Here is a 17411-nt window from a genome sequence, read left to right as displayed (position 1 = left end):
AAACAACTAATAATCAACTATTTATAAAATGGCACCGGTATTGGCATAGGCTTCACATATCAATAAATAACACCATGACTACCGCCGACGACCGTTTACAGACAATTTGGGAAGGATGCTTACGCAGCGAACGTAAATACCAGGAGCAATTTTATAAATTATTAGCACCAAGAATGCTGGCTGTTTGTATGCGCTACGCAACCGACAAAGATGAAGCGCAGGATATATTACAGGAAGGCTTTATTAAAATATTCAGGAACATGAATAATTACCGCGGCGATGGCAGCCTTGAGGGCTGGGTACGCCGTATTATGGTGCATGCGGCTATATCTCGCTATCGCAAATTAAAGCCAATTGTTTTGGTTGAAGATTTTAGCGCAGATACCGAAATGCCGATAAGCAAAGCATACAATGATAATGGTCTTGAAGCAAAGGACCTCATGAAGCTGATCCAAAAGCTGCCTAAAACTTATCGTTCTGTATTTAACATGTATGCTATTGAAGGTTATTCGCACCAGGAAATAGGCAACTCATTAGGCATGAGCGAACTTTTATCGCGTACTACTTTGCATCGTGCAAGAACTATCCTTAAAGATATGATAGGCAAACTAACCATGCGCGAACAACATTGCCTGGCATAAAACCTCACCCTGCCCTCTCCAAAAGATGAGCGGGCTCACCTGCGGGAGTAATTATTCTCCCGTACCCCAGTCAGTGTTGCCATGCCCATCTCGGCACTTCCAGTTATATTTTATATCTAAGGCTTTCCAGGTTTGCGCGTGTTGCGCTGCTATCATTACAATTTTCTCCGCAGCCAGCGCATCGTCATCCATAACGGTATCTATAGCGGTGATCTCATAATTGCCAGAATCCAGCTTTTTGGAGATGATGCTGAGCCTTGGCTGTACCTCATGCTCCTTATATTTATTCCTGTAATTAAAATATGCAACAACAAGCTCATCTACGCTTTTAATATCCTTCCGGCTGGCTACTGTATCATTGAATTTTTCGGGTGGAAGTTGTTTAAACGATTCGGCGCACGAACTAAAAAACACAAGCACACCTAATACACCTATTATTTGCTTTGTACCCATCCCTTAAATAAAAGTTGTTTTCATTTTCAGATCACCAAATTATCAATTCTCAAACACATTCATCTGCACATCCAAAATTTAAAATCTCCACATTTGTTATCGGGGTTCTATTTTCAAATCTTCAAATTACATCCATCTGCACATCTGAAATCTGCACATCTGTCTACTTGTGCTTTCCGCCCATGTAAAAGGTGATCTCGCCGCCGTTCATGATCTGGGCATGGCTGATGAACAGGCTATCCAGCGTTTTGCCGTTCAACACCATCTTTTGCACATAAACATTCTTCGCACTTTGGTTTTTTACGTTGATGATAAACTTTTTGCCATTGTCTAAATTAATGGTGGCCCCGTTTACCGCCGGGCTGCCCGTGGAGTATTGGTCTGAGCCGGGTGCTACCGGGTAAAAGCCCAGCGTGCTGAAGATATACCAGGCGCTCATCTGCCCGGTGTCGTCATTGCCGCCCAGTCCGTCCGGGGTGGGTTTGTACATCCTTGGCAGGATCATCCTGATCCGTTCCTGGGTTTTCCAGGGTTCGTGGGTCCAGTTGTATAAGTAGGCTACATGGTGCGATGGTTCGTTGCCATGTACATAATTGCCGATGATGCCATCCCGGGTGATGTCTTCTGTCTCAGCAAAGTATTTATCCGGCAGGTTCATCGTGAACAGGGAATCCAGGTAGGTGGTGAATCTTTTGTTCCCGCCCATTAACTCAATCAATGCCTTGGGGTCCTGCGGGGCAAAAAGGGTATAGTTCCAGCTGTTGCCCTCGATGAAGCCTTCATTGATCGTGCTCAGCGGATCGAACGTTTTCCGGAAAGTGCCGTTACTGAGTTTGGGACGCATAAAGCCCGCGGCTTTATCGTATACGTTTTTGTAGTTTTCCGAGCGTTTGATGAATTCGTTATAGATCTCCATCCGGTTCAGCTTTTTGGCCAGCTGGGCGATGGCCCAGTCGTCAAAGGCATATTCCAGGGTGGAGGATACCGATACCCCGCTTTTTTCATCGGGGATATAGCCTTTATCCATGTACTCGCCGATACCTTCATAGTCCCGGTGTTTGGCTGTTGCCACGCAGGCATCCAGCGCCTTGTTCGCGTCAAAGTGCACATTGCCTTTAACCACCGCGTCGGCGATGACTGCTACGCTATGGTAGCCGCTCATGCACCAGTTCTCGTTACCCGAGTTGGACCAGATGGGCAGCATATGTTCCGGGCTCTGGTCATAATGGGCCAGCATGCTTTGGATCATATCGGCATTCCGTTGGGGCTCGATGATATTGAACAGCGGGTGCAGGGCCCTATAGGTATCCCAAAGCGAAAAGGTGGTATAGTTGGTAAAGCCTTCGGCTTTGTGTATGTTCTGGTCTATGCCTTTGTACTGCCCGTCGGCATCCATATACATGGTCGGGTTGATCATGGTATGGTACATGGAGGTATAAAAGTTTTCTTTGATCTCCCGGTTACCATGGATCTCGATTTTATGCAGTTCGGTTTCCCAAAGCTGCTGGCCATCCGCCTTTACCTGCTCAAAATCCCAGCCCGGGATTTCGGTCTGCATGTTGTTCAGCGCCCCGGCCATGCTTACCGGCGACAGCGCGAATTTGATTTTGATTTTCTCCCCTGCTTCGGTTTTGAAATCGAAGTAAGCCCGGAGCTGTTTGCCGGCTATCTCGGGGAAGTTTTTGGTTTGGTTGAACTTACCCCAGAAACCGCCGTACACTTCCCGTTTATCGTATTTTTTGTAGCCGTGTTTAAAAAAGGCTTTGTTAAAGCTCATGGCGAAGTACAGGGTACGGGTGCGGGCCCAGCCATTGGTTTGGCGGTAGCCAATCACCGTGCTGTCATTCAGTACCCGCAGGTAGGTCCACACGTTTTTATCGGGGTAATTATAGATCCCCGCCATCAGGTCCAGGACGATATGCGACTGATCTGACTTGGGAAAGGTGTATTGGTGGAAGCCTACCCGGGCGGTGGTGGTCATCTCGGCAATAATATTGCTTTCATCCAGCTTTACTTTATAGTAATTGGCCTGGCTTACCTCGTTCTGGTGCGAAAAGCCGGAACGGTAACCGCTGCCCGGTTTATCGGCTGTGCCGGGGTTGAGTTTTAATTGGCCTACGGTCGGCATAATTAAAAAGTCCCCCAGGTCGGAGTGGCCGGTGCCGCTGAAATGGGTATGGCTGAAGCCGACGATCGTTTTATCATCATACTGGTAGCCCGCGCAGTATTTGTATACATCGGGGTTGTATTTACCGTTCAGCTCGTAGCCTGCCGTATCGGTTTCGGGGCTCAGCTGTACCATCCCGAAGGGTACCGTCGCGCCTGGGTAAACGTGTCCCATCCGCTGCGTACCGATGATGGGGCGTACATATTGGACCAGGTTTTCGGAGGGGTGGGTTTGCGCCTGCGCATCTAAAGCAATAAAAGCTAAAAGAACGTAAAATATCTTCTTCATTGTTATGAACCGTATCAATTGATAAAACGTTTTAAGAGCTCAAATATAGGGCATAACACTTAAATGTTTCCATAACAGTAATAAAAACTGTACCTTGACATAATGTCATTAAACCCTACCTTTTGTAACATCGGTATGCGTTTTGCTATCTAACTGAAACACATCTAAAAAACAAAATATCAATGAAAAAGCTACTATCAGTAATATTAGTGGTTGCGGTTGCCATGTCTCTAAGTTCATGCAGCTACAACAGTATGGTTAAGCTCGATGAAAATGTAAAAACTCAATGGGCCGCCGTACAAAGCCAATATCAACGCCGCAGCGATCTGATACCAAATTTGGTGAACACTGTTAAAGGTGCGGCCAACTTTGAAAAAAGCACACTTACCGCCGTTGTTGAGGCCCGCGCCAAAGCTACATCGGTACAGGTTGATCCTACTAAATTAACTCCAGAATCTATAAAAGCATTCCAGGCCGCACAGGGAGAATTGAGTACGGCTTTGGGCAAGTTATTATCTATTACAGAAAACTATCCCACCCTGAAAACCAACGAAAACTTTTTGGGCCTGCAGGCACAGATAGAAGGGACAGAGAACCGCATACAGGTTTCCCGCCAGGATTTTAATACTGCCGTACAGGAGTTCAATACCAAGATCAGATCATTCCCGGCAAATATCACTGCTAAAATGTTTGGCTTTTCTGAAAAAGGATATTTTACTGCCGAGCCTGGATCAGAAAAAGCACCTAAGGTTCAGTTTTAACTAATTAGTGAATTAGCGGGTTAGTGAATGAGTGAATTGAGCAACAACAACTCCACTCGTCTGTTCACTAATTAAAACACTCACTAATTCACCCATTCACTCAATCACTAATTAAAAAATGGCAGTATTTAACGAAGAAGAACAGCAGCGGATACGCAAGGCCATTGAGGAAGCCGAGAATCGCAGTACCGGTGAAATACGGGTTTGTATTGAAAAAAAGTGCAGTGAAGATGTGCTTGATCGCGCAGCAAAATATTTCTATCAGCTTAATATGCATAAAACAGCTCTGCGTCATGGGGTGCTTGTATACGTAGCTACTGTTGACCGTAAGTTTGCCATTATTGGCGATGCCGGCATAAACAAGGTTGTCCCCCCCAATTTTTGGGATGAAACCAAGGAGGATATGCTTAAGCATTTTAAATATGGTGATATTGTTGAAGGCATTGTTACCGGCCTAAAAATAGCAGGCGAGCAATTGCAAAAATATTTCCCTCACCATGCAGGCGACATTAACGAACTGCCCGATGATATTGCTTTTATGGATGGCGAATAACCAAAAGAAACACATGTTTAAAAAACTCATCATATTTTTTAGCCTGGTACTTTGTACTGCCGTGGCGTTTGCCCAGGAACTTCCGGAGCGATCTAATACGCTGGTTACCGATTATACCAATACCTTATCTGCAGCTGATAAACAAAAACTGGAAGATAAACTGGTTGCCTTTAATGATTCTACCTCTACGCAGATAGCCGTAGTAATAATGAAATCAACCGGTAACTATGATATTAATGCCTATGGAGTACAACTGTTGCGCAAATGGGGTATCGGCGAAAAAAAGAAAAATAATGGCATTTTGGTACTGGTTGCCATGAGCGATCGCAAAATGAGCATCCAAACCGGTTATGGCGCCGAAGGTGCGGTACCGGATATAATTACGCAGGAGATTATCCAAAAGGATATGAAACCGCACTTTAAGCAGGATGATTATTACGGCGGGCTTGATGCTGCTACCAATAGCCTCATCAAGTACATGAAAGGGGAATACAAAGCTGAACCAAAAGAAGAACAGGGCAAAAGTGTTGGTGGCAGCGCATTTATTGTTATCATTATAATAGTAGTTATCCTGATATTGGTATTCCGTAACCGTGGCGGTGGTGGTGGTCGCCAGATTATTGGCCGCAGGGGTGGCGCAAGTCCCTTCTGGTGGTTTCTGGCCGGTAACCTTCTTGGTGGCAGCGGCCGCAGCAGCGGATCTGACTGGGGAGGTTTCTCTGGCGGAGGTGGCGGCGGAGGTGGTTTTGGCGGCTTCGGCGGTGGTAGCGGTGGCGGTGGCGGTTCAAGCGGCAGCTGGTAGTTTTAATTAGTGAATTGCTGAGTTAGTGAATTAGTGATAGCCGGCGATTAATTAGTGAATTGCTGAATTGATCAATTATTGATGGCCGACAATTAGTTAGTGAGTGTTGAATTAGTGATGGCCAGCCCAAATTATCCTTTGAATGTATAAAGACTTTATTTTAAATGAGCTGGAGAAAATTTCACTCATGATGGCTCGTATTGCGGGTTTTAAAGAACAGGCAAAACCGGATGAATTTATAAAGCTCGCAGACACCATGCTGCAAAATGAGTTTAATATTAAGCTGGATGATTTATTAGCGTTAACTACCGAAGATTTTGAACTTTTACTATTAAAAGGAAATTATAAAGCCGATAAGCTGGACGCTTTGGCGCAATTACTATACATGCATACCGAGCCATTTACCCCCTCGCCCGAAACTTTAGTGTCACTCCAAAAAATTTTAATGATTTTTGAATGGCTGGAGAAAAAGCACCATAGCTCCTCATTTGAAAATATTAACAAGCAAAACTCCATCTATCAATTTATAAAAAACAACTATGAGTAAAAATCTTACCTGGAAACTGCTTTCTTCTGAATATATACACAAAGGTCCATGGGCAACACTACGTATTGATCGCTGCGAAATGCCCAGCGGCAAAATTGTTGACGATTACTATGTTTTAGAATACAGCAACTGGGTTAACGCAGTTGCCATTACCGAAGATAATATGGTGCTCATGGTAAAACAATACCGCCATGCAGCAGGCATCATATCACTCGAAATACCGGGCGGGGTTATTGATGGTGATGAATCGCCGGTTGAAGGACTGCGCCGCGAGTTACTGGAAGAAACCGGTTACCAGTTTGATGATTTTGAATTGCTTTGTACCGTGTATGGCAATCCATCAACTGCCAATAATCAAACTTTTACCTACCTGGCTAAGGGCGGCAAAAAAGTGCAGGGACAATCATTGGATGAGCACGAGGAGCTAATTGTGGAGGAATACACCATCCCCGAAGTGAAACAACTGCTCCTGGAAAATAAAATTGTACAGGCTATGCACTGTGCCGGTCTATTTTACGGGATGGTGAAACTGGGGGCGCTGTAGTTACTCCGGGCAATTACCTTTACGGCGGGTATCAACTACATAAATAATCTTCCAGCCGGCGGGTGTACGCATTAGTGTAAAAACATCCACCCCGCAATGGCTAAAGGTTTTGCCTAAATAAAACTTGTAAGGTGCCCAAACGCTGGCCATGTCGCCATCAATTTTAATATCACCAAAGGAGATCTGCTCGTCGTAGATCTCTTTGTGTGGCGTGCCAACCGATTTAATAAAATCATTGGGGTTATCAATATCCAATGCAACGGTTCCGTCTTTTTTATTGGAGATGCCCTCGAGAACGATATTTTTATGAAATGTTGACCGTAACAATGTGCTATCTCCTTTGCGCATAGTATTGATGGTTTGCTTTACAGCATCCTGATCGGTTTGCTGGGCAAAGGTTTTGAATGATGTAAGCAGGATAAAGATGAACAGGATAATCTTTTTCATAACTATGTGTTTAATTCAATTTCTCTTTTTGTAGAGACGCATATTTGCGTCTCCCGCTTTACAGGGCCAATAAATTTTGCACGCGTGTGATTTGCATGCGGGAGACGCAAATATGCGTCTCTACAAGAAAGCCCCTCCTAATGATTCTCTTCCTCATCAATCTTTAAAACAAAGGGCACTGGCTCTTCTATTCTTTGCCCTACCCCAAAATAATCTTCCAGTTCTTTTAATGTTGATGAACTGGTAGCGATATCCTTAATGATCACCCCTTTTTCCATCAACAGGATCCGGTCGCAAATATCGGTGATGTGGTTAAGATCATGACTGGATACTATATTGGTAATTCCCTTATTTTTATTTGCATCCTTCAGCATATTTTTTAATCTGAACTGCGTGCTGGGGTCAATATTGGCAAAGGGCTCATCCAGCATCAGCAACTGCGGATTTTGCAGCAGGCACGACGCCACCCCCACCTTGCACTGGTTCCCTTTGGATAGGTCGCGGATGTATTTGCCTTTCTTTAGTATTTCTTCATTAAAAAAATCACCCAGGTCTGATAATGCTTCATCTACCATGGCCTTACTTTGCTGATGCAGACCGCCGATAAAATACAGGTATTCTTCTGGTGTAAGGTAATCTATCAGGAAACCCTCATCCAGATATGATGCGGTGTAGGTTTTCCAGTTTTCATGACCGGCTACAACTTCGCCATTTGACAATACCTCCCCTGTTTCCGGCCGTATCAGATCAAGGATCATGCGGAACAATGTAGTTTTACCCGCGCCATTATTACCAACCAGGCCTACGCTTTCTCCCTTATTGATCACCAGGTGCGGTACATCTACCACCGTAATGCCGTTGTATATTTTTTTTAGGTTCTTTATTTCAATCATGATTATTTATTTCTGAAGCCTTCGGCTATTTGATATCTTTTCTGCATAAAATCCTCTTCCAGCTTTTTCAGCCAAAAGTTACGGGTTAGTATAAATATTAAGCCCGTTAATGCCAATATTAATAACCCTATGTTACCATGTTTAAATAATGAAAAAGGCATGTAAATAATGTAAGGTGTTAACATAAGCGGCAACGACAATAGCATTTGTGTTGCACCTACGCCTTCCCAATTAAATGACGCCCCTTTTGACAGATCGATGCGCTTAGCGTTGCGATTGGCAAAAAACAATACTATTGTGGTATTAACGCCGATATTCCACAGGTACATTACAAAATGCACCAATAAAATCTGCCATCCAAAATAAACATAAGGCGTTGTTAAAAAGAAGGCAACAGTTGATACTAGGGTAAACAGCAAATACTTAGCCTTTAAAAAATCTATAAAGTTAATTTTGCTTACCAATATGCCATCAAAGTGGGATGCCTGCCAGCTAAACATAAACTGACCGTAATTAATGATGAATATACCCGTCATGAACATGCCCACAAAAATGTACCAGCTTTCGCCATAATGGCTGTTGGTATAAAATATGAGCCCGTAAAACATAAAAAACAAGCCCATAACCAGGGCCGATCGCGGGCGTTTATTGCGCAGAATAAGTTTAATCTCGTTCGCCGCCAAATCGCCAACGCTGCCAAACCTGGCCAGGAATGGTATATCTGTACTGCTTTTATATGATTTTATTTTGTGCGCGGTAAGCTCTTCCAGGTAAAGGTTTTGCTTTAAGTAATAAAAGTTAAAGTAATACATTACAAGCGCCAGCACAAAAGGCAGCAAGGCCAACACCGGCATAGTAATTAAATGCCCGAAAAAAGCGTATGAAATATCGCGGACCGAGAACAGGTGCCATCTGAAATCGCAGGCGATAATGAGGCCTAAAACGGCAGCGGAAATCAAAAACACCCAGCCATTCAGGTTCGATCGTCTTTTAATGTACAAGGCCAGATAGTTGTTAAACACCGTGAGCCCGGCAATAGCTACAACAAAGCTCAATGCAACCAGGCTGCCCGAATCGTGGGCAACTATCTTGAACACAAATGGCAAAAACAATATGAAAGGCCACAAATTAAATACCGACAAAGCCGCGGTTAACGCCAGGTAACGCACCAATGAGTCCCTTTTTATAGGCAGGTGCAAATACGGCTGAACCCTAAGGGTAGGTAACTCCTGCAACTGCAGCCGCGTCAACAGATCGAACAGGAAATAAATGAGTATGATACCGCAAAAAGCCTTAACCAGGTCTTCGTTAGGAAACATTGCCTCAAGCATTTTATCTAAAAAGATACCTATAGCAAGTACATTTAAAAACAGATAAAGAATTAAAATGCCCATTACTACGCGTATAGCAATGCTTTTACCCGTATTTTTTGATCGCCAGAAAGCTTTTAACTCATGACCGAAAAAGGTAGAAACCATGTTTTATAGATAAGATATGTTTTGTTGAAGATAGGAAACAGAATCAAGAAATAAGAGTCAGGAATCAAGATTATTAGCCCTAGCCCCCTCTAAATCTCCCCCGGCAGGGGAGCCTTTTTGATCTTCGGTTTTTTAAAGCCATTCCGCTCACCAGCGGAGAGGGTTAGGTGGGGCTCATTGCTTCGTACCTACTTATGACGTGTTCGCAAAAAAACCTTTTTGTCATCCTGAACGCAGTGAAGGATCTATTATCCGCTATGCTTCTTCGCCCTGCAAAGTCTGTGAGTAGATCCTTCACTCCGTTCAGGATGACAAACCTTTCAAATCGCCATTTCTCCTACAGAGTTCCGGGATTTTACCTATTCCCGTCCTGATTCTTGAATCTTGACTCTCTGCTTCAATATTTATACCTATCGCCCCAAAGTTTCTTCAACTTCTCTTTTGATTCGTTTTCTTTAGAATTGTTACCTGGCTGGTAAATTTTTGTACCCCTGATGGCATCCGGCAAAAAATCGAGATCGGTAAAGTTGCCCTCATAGCTGTGGGCGTATTTATAATCTTTACCGTAGCCTATATTTTTCATGAATTTGGTAGGCGCATTGCGTAAATGGAGTGGAACTGGTAAGTCGCCGGTTTGGCGTACCAATGCCATTGCCGCACCAATAGCAGTTGTTGCCGAATTACTTTTGGCTGATGTTGCCAGGTAAATGGCCGTTTGCGACAATATCAATTGCGACTCGGGCATACCAATCTTATTCACCGCTTCAAAACAGCTTTGCGCCAGTAAAAGGGCATTGGGATTGGCGTTCCCAATATCCTCAGACGCCAGGATAAGCATCCGGCGGGCAATAAACAACGGGTCTTCGCCGCCAATTATCATGCGGGCTAGCCAGTAAACCGCTCCGTTGGGGTCACTGCCACGCATAGATTTGATAAAGGCCGAAATAATATCATAATGCTGCTCGCCGGTTTTATCATACAACGCCATATTTTGCTGTACATGCTCCAACACTACCTCATCGGTTAAAACTATATCCGGGCTATCAAAAGCGTTTACCAGCAGCTCGAAGATGTTGAGCAGTTTACGGGCGTCGCCGCCGGACAAGCGCAGCAGCGCTTCATGGTCTTTGATATTGATGCGTTTTTCTTTAAGTACCTCATCTTCCGCCATGGCTTTATCCAGCAGGTTCAGCAGATCCTCCTCTTCCAGGGGTTTCAAAATGTAAACCTGGCATCGTGATAACAAAGCCGAAATTACTTCGAAGGATGGATTTTCCGTAGTTGCACCTATCAGCGTAACTATCCCCCGCTCAACCGCGCCCAACAATGAATCCTGCTGAGATTTAGAGAAACGATGAATTTCATCAATAAACAATATGGGGAGTATTTCGCCTTGCTCCTTTAATATGGAGGCCTTTTCAATCACTTCGCGCACATCTTTCACCCCTGAGTTTATTGCACTAAGTGAAAAGAACGGACGAGATAATGATTGCGAAATAATATAGGCCAGCGTAGTTTTACCCACTCCCGGTGGCCCCCAAAATAACATGGATGGCAACGATCCGGATTCAATAGCCTTGCGCAATACGGCACCCGGCCCAACCAAATGTTTTTGCCCTACATAATCATTGAGGGATTTTGGGCGCATCCGTTCGGCTAAAGGGGGGAGATTGGTCATGTAATTTATTAGATGTGCAGATTTTAAATGTGCAGATATGCAGATGAAGAGCCGCGTATGTGTACACTAATTAACTTAAGGAATTGTATCACTCAAATGTGCAAATTGTGGCTCAATAAACAAAGCCCCACCGCTAATAAACGATGGGGCTTCCAATAAGTTTTTTTAATATCCGGTTATCTAAAAACAGATTACTTCTTCATCTGCACATCTAAAGGCAATCTGCACATCAATTAGAAGCCATCAGCCTCTGCTCTTTTCAGTTTTCTTTTTTCAACCACTGCCGATACCAGGATACCTACTTCATATAAAATAAATAAGGGGATACTTACCACGGTCATAGTCATCATATCTGGGGTTGGGGTTACAACAGCCGCTACAATCAAAATGGCAACTATGGCGTAGCGCCTTGTATCGCGCATAAATTTAGCTGTAAGTATTCCAAGGCTTGATAGCACATAAACCAAAATAGGCAACTCAAATACTACGCCTGTTGCCAGGGTTAATGTTGCTACTGATGACAGGTAAGAATCCACATCAAAAAAGTTATGAATATCAGGACTTACCGTATAGCCCGCCAGGAAGTTGATAGACTCCGGTGTGATCACGTAGTAACCAAACATTACCCCCAAAAGAAAAAGGCCTGTTGCATAAAATACAAAGCCGGATGCCGCCTTACGCTCCTTTTCATGCAGGGCCGGGCGAATAAAACGCCATAGCTCAAACAACAAATAAGGGAAGCCTAAAGTGATGCCTATCAATAACGAAGAGTTGATCTGCAAAGTAAACTGTCCGGCCATTTCGGTATTAAGCAGCTGGATATTGATCTTATCAATACAAAAACCAGGGCGGTGAAGGGCATCCCCCAACGCGCAAAGCATTCTGTAAGTCCAAAACGTGGGCCTGCTTGGCCCCATGATCACGTTGTAAAATATCCAGTCGTAATAATAAAACACAACACTGGTAAATACTACAATGGCTATAGAAGCCCGTATCAAATGCCATCTTAAAGCTTCAATGTGATCGAAGAAAGACATTTCTGCCTCCATCGTTTTACCTTTATCTTTTATGGCTTTAATTAATTTATTGTCGCTCATTGTATATTTAAATACCGCTGTATAAACGCTATTGTGCTAAGTACGTTTTATTATATGAAGATAGTTTGAATTTAAATTACATTTCAAACGTTTCCATAAATTTAGTAGTAAAGTTACCCGCGCGGAAGTTTGGATCCTGCAATAACTTCAGGTGAAAAGGGATGGTTGTTTTTACCCCTTCAATAACAAATTCGCTTAAAGCGCGCTCCATGGTACATAAAGCCTCATCACGGGTTTGAGCACAGCAAATTACTTTTGCTATCATGGAATCATAGTTTGGCGGTATCACATAGCCAGTATACACGTGGGTATCAATACGCACACCATGACCACCCGGTGAGTGAAAATTAGTTATTTTACCCGGTGAAGGCCGGAAATTATTGTAAGGATCTTCGGCGTTGATACGACACTCAATGGCATGCATTGTTGGCTCGTAATTTTTACCGGAAATAGGGATACCCGAGGCTACTTTGATCTGTTCTTTGATCAGGTCAAAGTTGATCACCTCTTCAGTTACCGGGTGCTCTACCTGGATCCGGGTATTCATCTCCATGAAGTAGAAGTTACGGTCTTTATCAACCAAAAACTCTACGGTACCGGCTCCTTCGTATTTTACGGCTTTCGCACCTTTAATAGCAGCTTCGCCCATTTTTTTCCGAAGTTTTTCGGTCATAAATGGTGATGGAGATTCTTCAACCAGCTTTTGGTGACGGCGCTGAATAGAGCAATCACGCTCAGATAAGTGGCATACTTTACCATACTGATCGCCCACTACCTGGATCTCGATGTGGCGCGGATCCTGAACATATTTTTCAAGATACAAGCCATCGTTACCAAAAGCAGCGCCAGATTCTGCACGGGCAGAATCCCATGCATTCTCAAATTCCTCATCTTTCCAAACAATGCGCATACCACGACCACCGCCACCGGCAGTAGCTTTTAATATTACAGGATAACCAATTTTATTGGCTATCGCGATGCCCGATTTAATATCAGTAAGTAAACCATCAGAACCGGGTACAATTGGTACGCCTGCTTTTTTCATGGTTTCTTTAGCCGAAGCCTTATCGCCCATCGAGTTGATCTGATCGGCTGTAGCCCCGATGAATTTAATTCCATAATCGGCACAAATGGCCGAGAATTTTGCATTTTCTGATAGGAAACCATAACCCGGATGTATCGCATCCGCGTTGGTAAGCTCGGCAGCCGAAATGATATTAGGAATACTTAGGTAAGAATCGCGGCTTGGAGGGGGGCCTATACAAACAGCTTCATCAGCAAAACGTACATGAAGACTATCGCGGTCGGCAGTTGAATAAACAGCTACGGTTTTAATACCCATCTCTTTACAGGTACGGATAATTCGCAAGGCGATTTCCCCCCGGTTAGCTATTAATATTTTTTTAAACATGATTTCTTTGATGTGCAAATTACAAATGTGCAAATATGCAGATGAAAAATACTAATGAATGATGTTAGAATATGTAAACCACAAATGTGCAAATGAATTAAAAATCATTTGCACATCTGAAATCTGCACATCTGCACATCGTTATATAGGTTCTACTAAAAATAAAGGCTGGTCGTACTCTACAGGTGATGAATTATCAACAAGTACTTTTACAATACGGCCGGATATTTCTGATTCGATCTCATTAAAAAGCTTCATGGCTTCAATGATACAAACCACGCTTCCGGTTTTAATTTCATCGCCAACATTTACAAACAATGGCTTATCAGGACTTGCAGAACGGTAAAAAGTACCGATCATTGGCGATTTGATAGTAAGATACTTAGATGTATCCGGACCAACTGGTGCTGCCGGTGCCACTGGCTCGGCTGCAACCGGGGCAGCTACCAATGCAGGTGCAGTTTGCGCCGGGATGCTGGCATGAATAAGTTGCGGCTGAGTCTCGTTGGTTTTAATCGTGATCTTGAAATCTTTCTGCTCAATTGACACTTCGTTTACGCCAGATTTTGACACAAAGCGAATAAGGTCCTGAATTTGTTTAATATCCATAGTTGGGATTAATTGGTTGGGGACAAAGTTATATCTAAGTTATACAAATGTATGCAAATGTGCAGATTACAGATGTGCAAATACAGATGTATAAATTTGTTTAATTATTTATCAATTAGGTATTATTAACGTTTAATAACAGGCAGATGTTTTAAATTTTTGACATGTGCATCTTCCCTTTTTTCATCTGCACATTTGAAATCTGCACATTTTTTTTCATCTGCACCTAAGCACATCTGAAATTTGCACATTTAATACGCCCACCTTAAATAGATGCTGCCCCATGTAAAGCCACCGCCAAAGGCAGCCAAGATAAGGGTATCACCTTTTTTAAATTTACTTTCCCACTCCCATAAGCATAATGGGATGGTACCGTTTGTGGTATTGCCGTAACGTTCAATGTTGATGATCACTTTATCATCGCTTAAGCCAGTGCGCCTTGCGGTAGCATCAATAATGCGCTTGTTGGCCTGGTGTGGCACCAGCCATGCAACATCATCGGCAGTCAGGTTATTGCGCTCCATTACTTCATGAGCCACATCGGCCATGTTAGTAACAGCAAATTTAAAAACAGCCTGACCTTCCTGGTAAGCATAGTGCTCACGGGCATCAACAGTTTCATGTGATGCAGGTTTTATAGAGCCGCCTGCTTTTTGGTGCAGGTAAGCAACGCCGGAGCCATCGCTTTTTAATATAGAATCCATGATCCCGTTACCTTCGTCATTAGGTTCAAGCAAAACGGCACCGCAGCCATCGCCAAAAATAATGCAGGTAGCACGATCCTGGTAATTGGTTATTGATGACATTTTATCGCCGCCAACTACCAATACTTTTTTATGCTTTCCGCTTTCGATAAATTGTGAACCGGTTGCAAGGCCAAATATAAAGCCCGAGCATGCGGCAGAAAGATCATATCCCCAGGCATTTTTAGCGCCTATTTTATTAGCTAAAATATTGGCCGTGGCCGGGAAAACATAATCGGGTGTAGTGGTGCAAAAAATGATAAGGTCGATTTCCTCGGCACCGATGCCGCGTTTTTTTAACAACGCCTGCACGGCGGGTACTGCCAGATCAGATGTACCCAAACCTTCGCCCTTTAATATACGGCGCTCCTTAATGCCTGTACGGCTAACAATCCACTCGTCATTAGTATCAACCAATGTTTCCAGTTCCTGGTTGGTTAACACATAGTCGGGCACGTAACCATGTACAGCAGTAATAGCGGCATGAATTTTACTCATCTTTATATTTTTACTGAAAAGCTTGTTTTATTTTATCAACCAGGCAGCTCTCAACCATGTTTTTTGATAAAAGCACCATGTTTTTAATAGCCTCCGGGGTTGATATCCCGTGGCCAACAACAACAGGGGCATTTACACCCAGGATAGGGCTGCCACCATATTGTTCATAGTTAAACCTATCAAAAAACTCATCCTTAAATTGTTTTTTTTGCGTAATAACGTAAAAAGTTTCGGCAAGCTTTAGTATTACATTACCTGTAAAACCATCGCATACAAAAACATCGGCCCCTTCGCTAAACAGGTCGCGGCCTTCAACATTACCAACAAAATTAAACAGCTTGGTTTCTTTCATTAACGGATAAGTGGCCTGGGAAAGGATATTTCCCTTCTCTTCCTCCTCACCAATATTCATAAGCGCTACACGCGGATTATCAATATTGTATACCGCCTGGGCAAATAAACTGCCCAATACGCCAAATTGCAATAAAACTTCGGGTTTGCAATCGGCATTGGCACCTACATCCAACAAAATACCCAAACCTCCTTTAAGCTTGGGTACAATAGTTGTCATTGCAGGGCGTACTACACCTGGAATGGTTTTAACGCTAAACATAGCGCCAACCAGCATAGCACCAGTATTCCCCGCCGACGAGAAAGCCTGAATTTTACCCTCTTTAAGCAATTGAAAACCAACCGAAATGCTCGAATTTGGTTTTTGAACAATAGCTTTTGTGGGATGTTCGCCCATGCCAATCACTTCGGTTGTATGAACAAACTCGAAATGATCGGGGCTAACATTATTTTCCTGAAGAATAGTAGCAGCTACTTCTTTATCTCCAATAAGTACCAGTTTTTGGTCAGCAGATAAAGCCTTATAAGCTTCGATTGCTCCTAAAACAGTTGCTTTGGGAGCAAAATCACCGCCCATAATATCTAAGCCAATCTTCATTTTCAGAAAATTAAACTTATGCTACTGCTGCTTTCTCAATAAGTACTTTACCGTTATAGTAAAGGTTACCATCAACAGTATAAGCTCTGTGCGGCAAGTGGATTGCACCTGTAGTTTGACAGGTAGTTAATGATGGCGCTACAGCTTTGTAATGTGTTCTGCGCTTATCTCTTCTTGATTTGGATATTTTACGTTTTGGATGTGGCATGATCCTGTTATGTTTATTATTTATTTATTTTCTTGAGTACATCCCACCGTGGGTCTGTATGCTCGGTTTGTTCTTCGTTTCCTGAAAGGTTTTTCAACTTTTCAAGCATTTCTATATCACAATATGAAGTGTTACCCTCATCGTTACACACCGATATAAATGGTATGGCAACGTTAATGTATTCATATATCAACCCTGCGATATTGATCTCATGATCATTTTTACTAAGGGTGATGATCTCATCATCTTCATCAATAGGCTCCTCGCTAAACTTGGCAATCTGTTGTTCGGTAATATCCAACACTTGTGGATATTGAGCCAAACACCTGTCGCAGTTTGCATCAACGGTACCTTTGATCACAAAATTCAGGATGATCATTGTTTCCTGTTTGTCCAAATCTACAGAGCACTGCAAGTTAGCCTTTTTAACCAGTGAATATTCAAATTCGTTAAAAAAAGCATCGTCAACAGCAAATTCAAACTGGTGTTTCCCCAGCTTAAGTCCCGTAAAAGGAATCGAATATGTTCTAAGCGATTTCAATGAGCAACAATTAGCCCGCAAATGTAGGGAAAAATACCATAAGTGGAAAGTGTTTTTTGAAAAAGCTAAAAGGCGAAAAATAAAGGGTAATTCTAAGAGGTAA

The 17411-nt window shown here is 43.1% G+C and carries 19 protein-coding genes; 6 read left to right on the top strand and 13 right to left on the bottom strand.

The genetic code is table 11. From position 1 onward, the window contains the following. Positions 1-74: 74 nt before the first annotated feature. A complete protein-coding gene (locus tag AC1DYB_RS23635) occupies positions 75-641 on the top strand; it encodes an RNA polymerase sigma factor (protein WP_477399540.1) in 567 nt (188 codons plus the stop codon). Between the two features lie 51 nt (positions 642-692). Here AC1DYB_RS23635 and AC1DYB_RS23630 read toward each other — a convergent pair whose 3' ends face one another. Together AC1DYB_RS23630 and AC1DYB_RS23625 are read right to left on the bottom strand one after the other, a co-directional pair. After that, positions 693-1094 (bottom strand): hypothetical protein, encoded by a 402-nt coding sequence (locus AC1DYB_RS23630; RefSeq protein ID WP_477438501.1) that lies wholly within the window; start codon positions 1092-1094, stop codon positions 693-695. A gap of 163 nt (positions 1095-1257) precedes the next feature. Continuing rightward, a complete protein-coding gene (locus AC1DYB_RS23625; RefSeq protein ID WP_477438499.1) occupies positions 1258-3549 on the bottom strand; it encodes a GH92 family glycosyl hydrolase in 2292 nt (763 codons plus the stop codon). A gap of 182 nt (positions 3550-3731) precedes the next feature. Here AC1DYB_RS23625 and AC1DYB_RS23620 point away from each other — a divergent pair, with 182 nt between their 5' ends. From AC1DYB_RS23620 to AC1DYB_RS23600, 5 genes are all read left to right on the top strand, one after another. Continuing rightward, positions 3732-4310, top strand: coding sequence for a LemA family protein (locus AC1DYB_RS23620; protein ID WP_295716400.1), 579 nt, complete (start codon positions 3732-3734; stop codon positions 4308-4310). A gap of 118 nt (positions 4311-4428) precedes the next feature. Beyond that, positions 4429-4863 (top strand): TPM domain-containing protein, encoded by a 435-nt coding sequence (locus tag AC1DYB_RS23615; protein WP_295716401.1) that lies wholly within the window; start codon positions 4429-4431, stop codon positions 4861-4863. Between the two features lie 13 nt (positions 4864-4876). Continuing rightward, the gene (locus AC1DYB_RS23610) at positions 4877-5665 is read left to right on the top strand and encodes a TPM domain-containing protein (protein WP_295716402.1); all 789 of its coding nucleotides are present in this window, start codon (positions 4877-4879) and stop codon (positions 5663-5665) included. A gap of 142 nt (positions 5666-5807) precedes the next feature. Further along, the gene (locus AC1DYB_RS23605; protein ID WP_477438497.1) at positions 5808-6212 is read left to right on the top strand and encodes a hypothetical protein; all 405 of its coding nucleotides are present in this window, start codon (positions 5808-5810) and stop codon (positions 6210-6212) included. Continuing rightward, positions 6205-6756, top strand: coding sequence for an NUDIX hydrolase (locus tag AC1DYB_RS23600; RefSeq protein WP_477438495.1), 552 nt, complete (start codon positions 6205-6207; stop codon positions 6754-6756). Before AC1DYB_RS23605 ends, AC1DYB_RS23600 begins: the two co-directional genes overlap by 8 nt. Here the strand turns inward: AC1DYB_RS23600 and AC1DYB_RS23595 are convergent, their stop codons facing one another. The 11 genes from AC1DYB_RS23595 to AC1DYB_RS23545 all read right to left on the bottom strand — a co-directional run bounded on the left by AC1DYB_RS23595 (position 6757) and on the right by AC1DYB_RS23545 (position 17308). Then, the gene (locus AC1DYB_RS23595; protein WP_477438493.1) at positions 6757-7203 is read right to left on the bottom strand and encodes a nuclear transport factor 2 family protein; all 447 of its coding nucleotides are present in this window, start codon (positions 7201-7203) and stop codon (positions 6757-6759) included. A gap of 137 nt (positions 7204-7340) precedes the next feature. Next, the gene (locus AC1DYB_RS23590) at positions 7341-8096 is read right to left on the bottom strand and encodes an ABC transporter ATP-binding protein (protein ID WP_477438491.1); all 756 of its coding nucleotides are present in this window, start codon (positions 8094-8096) and stop codon (positions 7341-7343) included. A gap of 2 nt (positions 8097-8098) precedes the next feature. Next, positions 8099-9574: a DUF5687 family protein gene (locus AC1DYB_RS23585; RefSeq protein ID WP_477438489.1), complete on the bottom strand. Its 1476-nt coding sequence runs from the start codon at positions 9572-9574 to the stop codon at positions 8099-8101. A gap of 397 nt (positions 9575-9971) precedes the next feature. After that, positions 9972-11252 carry a replication-associated recombination protein A gene (locus AC1DYB_RS23580; RefSeq protein ID WP_295716409.1) on the bottom strand — a complete coding sequence of 427 codons (1281 nt, stop codon included), beginning with the start codon at positions 11250-11252 and terminating at the stop codon, positions 9972-9974. Positions 11253-11485: 233 nt separating this feature from the next. Continuing rightward, on the bottom strand, positions 11486-12349 hold the full coding sequence (gene tatC, locus AC1DYB_RS23575) for a twin-arginine translocase subunit TatC (protein ID WP_477438487.1): 864 nt from the start codon (positions 12347-12349) through the stop codon (positions 11486-11488). A gap of 76 nt (positions 12350-12425) precedes the next feature. Beyond that, positions 12426-13760, bottom strand: coding sequence for an acetyl-CoA carboxylase biotin carboxylase subunit (gene accC, locus AC1DYB_RS23570; RefSeq protein ID WP_295716412.1), 1335 nt, complete (start codon positions 13758-13760; stop codon positions 12426-12428). Positions 13761-13901: 141 nt separating this feature from the next. Next, positions 13902-14369, bottom strand: coding sequence for an acetyl-CoA carboxylase biotin carboxyl carrier protein (accB, locus tag AC1DYB_RS23565; RefSeq protein WP_295716413.1), 468 nt, complete (start codon positions 14367-14369; stop codon positions 13902-13904). Positions 14370-14620: 251 nt separating this feature from the next. After that, entirely contained in the window at positions 14621-15610 is a 990-nt protein-coding gene (locus AC1DYB_RS23560; protein ID WP_295716415.1) for a beta-ketoacyl-ACP synthase III, read from the bottom strand. A gap of 10 nt (positions 15611-15620) precedes the next feature. Further along, positions 15621-16559 carry a phosphate acyltransferase PlsX gene (plsX, locus tag AC1DYB_RS23555; protein ID WP_477394582.1) on the bottom strand — a complete coding sequence of 313 codons (939 nt, stop codon included), beginning with the start codon at positions 16557-16559 and terminating at the stop codon, positions 15621-15623. A gap of 16 nt (positions 16560-16575) precedes the next feature. Further along, complete coding sequence (gene rpmF, locus AC1DYB_RS23550; protein WP_295716420.1) at positions 16576-16767, bottom strand: 50S ribosomal protein L32; 192 nt, start codon at positions 16765-16767, stop codon at positions 16576-16578. Between the two features lie 16 nt (positions 16768-16783). After that, entirely contained in the window at positions 16784-17308 is a 525-nt protein-coding gene (locus tag AC1DYB_RS23545; protein ID WP_477438485.1) for a YceD family protein, read from the bottom strand. Positions 17309-17411 lie beyond the last annotated feature (103 nt).

The sequence above is a fragment of the Mucilaginibacter sp. P2_A4 genome (genome assembly GCF_056405015.1).
This window is presented reverse-complemented; position numbering and strand designations above follow the sequence as displayed.

What these genes read in the sequence shown, in the direction of transcription:
- AC1DYB_RS23635 (WP_477399540.1), top strand. Translation starts at nt 75, where the DNA reads ATGACTACCGCCGACGACCGTTTACAGACAATTTGGGAAGGATGCTTA.
- AC1DYB_RS23630 (WP_477438501.1), bottom strand. Translation starts at nt 1,094, where the DNA reads ATGGGTACAAAGCAAATAATAGGTGTATTAGGTGTGCTTGTGTTTTTT.
- AC1DYB_RS23625 (WP_477438499.1), bottom strand. Translation starts at nt 3,549, where the DNA reads ATGAAGAAGATATTTTACGTTCTTTTAGCTTTTATTGCTTTAGATGCG.
- AC1DYB_RS23620 (WP_295716400.1), top strand. Translation starts at nt 3,732, where the DNA reads ATGAAAAAGCTACTATCAGTAATATTAGTGGTTGCGGTTGCCATGTCT.
- AC1DYB_RS23615 (WP_295716401.1), top strand. Translation starts at nt 4,429, where the DNA reads ATGGCAGTATTTAACGAAGAAGAACAGCAGCGGATACGCAAGGCCATT.
- AC1DYB_RS23610 (WP_295716402.1), top strand. Translation starts at nt 4,877, where the DNA reads ATGTTTAAAAAACTCATCATATTTTTTAGCCTGGTACTTTGTACTGCC.
- AC1DYB_RS23605 (WP_477438497.1), top strand. Translation starts at nt 5,808, where the DNA reads ATGTATAAAGACTTTATTTTAAATGAGCTGGAGAAAATTTCACTCATG.
- AC1DYB_RS23600 (WP_477438495.1), top strand. Translation starts at nt 6,205, where the DNA reads ATGAGTAAAAATCTTACCTGGAAACTGCTTTCTTCTGAATATATACAC.
- AC1DYB_RS23595 (WP_477438493.1), bottom strand. Translation starts at nt 7,203, where the DNA reads ATGAAAAAGATTATCCTGTTCATCTTTATCCTGCTTACATCATTCAAA.
- AC1DYB_RS23590 (WP_477438491.1), bottom strand. Translation starts at nt 8,096, where the DNA reads ATGATTGAAATAAAGAACCTAAAAAAAATATACAACGGCATTACGGTG.
- AC1DYB_RS23585 (WP_477438489.1), bottom strand. Translation starts at nt 9,574, where the DNA reads ATGGTTTCTACCTTTTTCGGTCATGAGTTAAAAGCTTTCTGGCGATCA.
- AC1DYB_RS23580 (WP_295716409.1), bottom strand. Translation starts at nt 11,252, where the DNA reads ATGACCAATCTCCCCCCTTTAGCCGAACGGATGCGCCCAAAATCCCTC.
- tatC (WP_477438487.1), bottom strand. Translation starts at nt 12,349, where the DNA reads ATGAGCGACAATAAATTAATTAAAGCCATAAAAGATAAAGGTAAAACG.
- accC (WP_295716412.1), bottom strand. Translation starts at nt 13,760, where the DNA reads ATGTTTAAAAAAATATTAATAGCTAACCGGGGGGAAATCGCCTTGCGA.
- accB (WP_295716413.1), bottom strand. Translation starts at nt 14,369, where the DNA reads ATGGATATTAAACAAATTCAGGACCTTATTCGCTTTGTGTCAAAATCT.
- AC1DYB_RS23560 (WP_295716415.1), bottom strand. Translation starts at nt 15,610, where the DNA reads ATGAGTAAAATTCATGCCGCTATTACTGCTGTACATGGTTACGTGCCC.
- plsX (WP_477394582.1), bottom strand. Translation starts at nt 16,559, where the DNA reads ATGAAGATTGGCTTAGATATTATGGGCGGTGATTTTGCTCCCAAAGCA.
- rpmF (WP_295716420.1), bottom strand. Translation starts at nt 16,767, where the DNA reads ATGCCACATCCAAAACGTAAAATATCCAAATCAAGAAGAGATAAGCGC.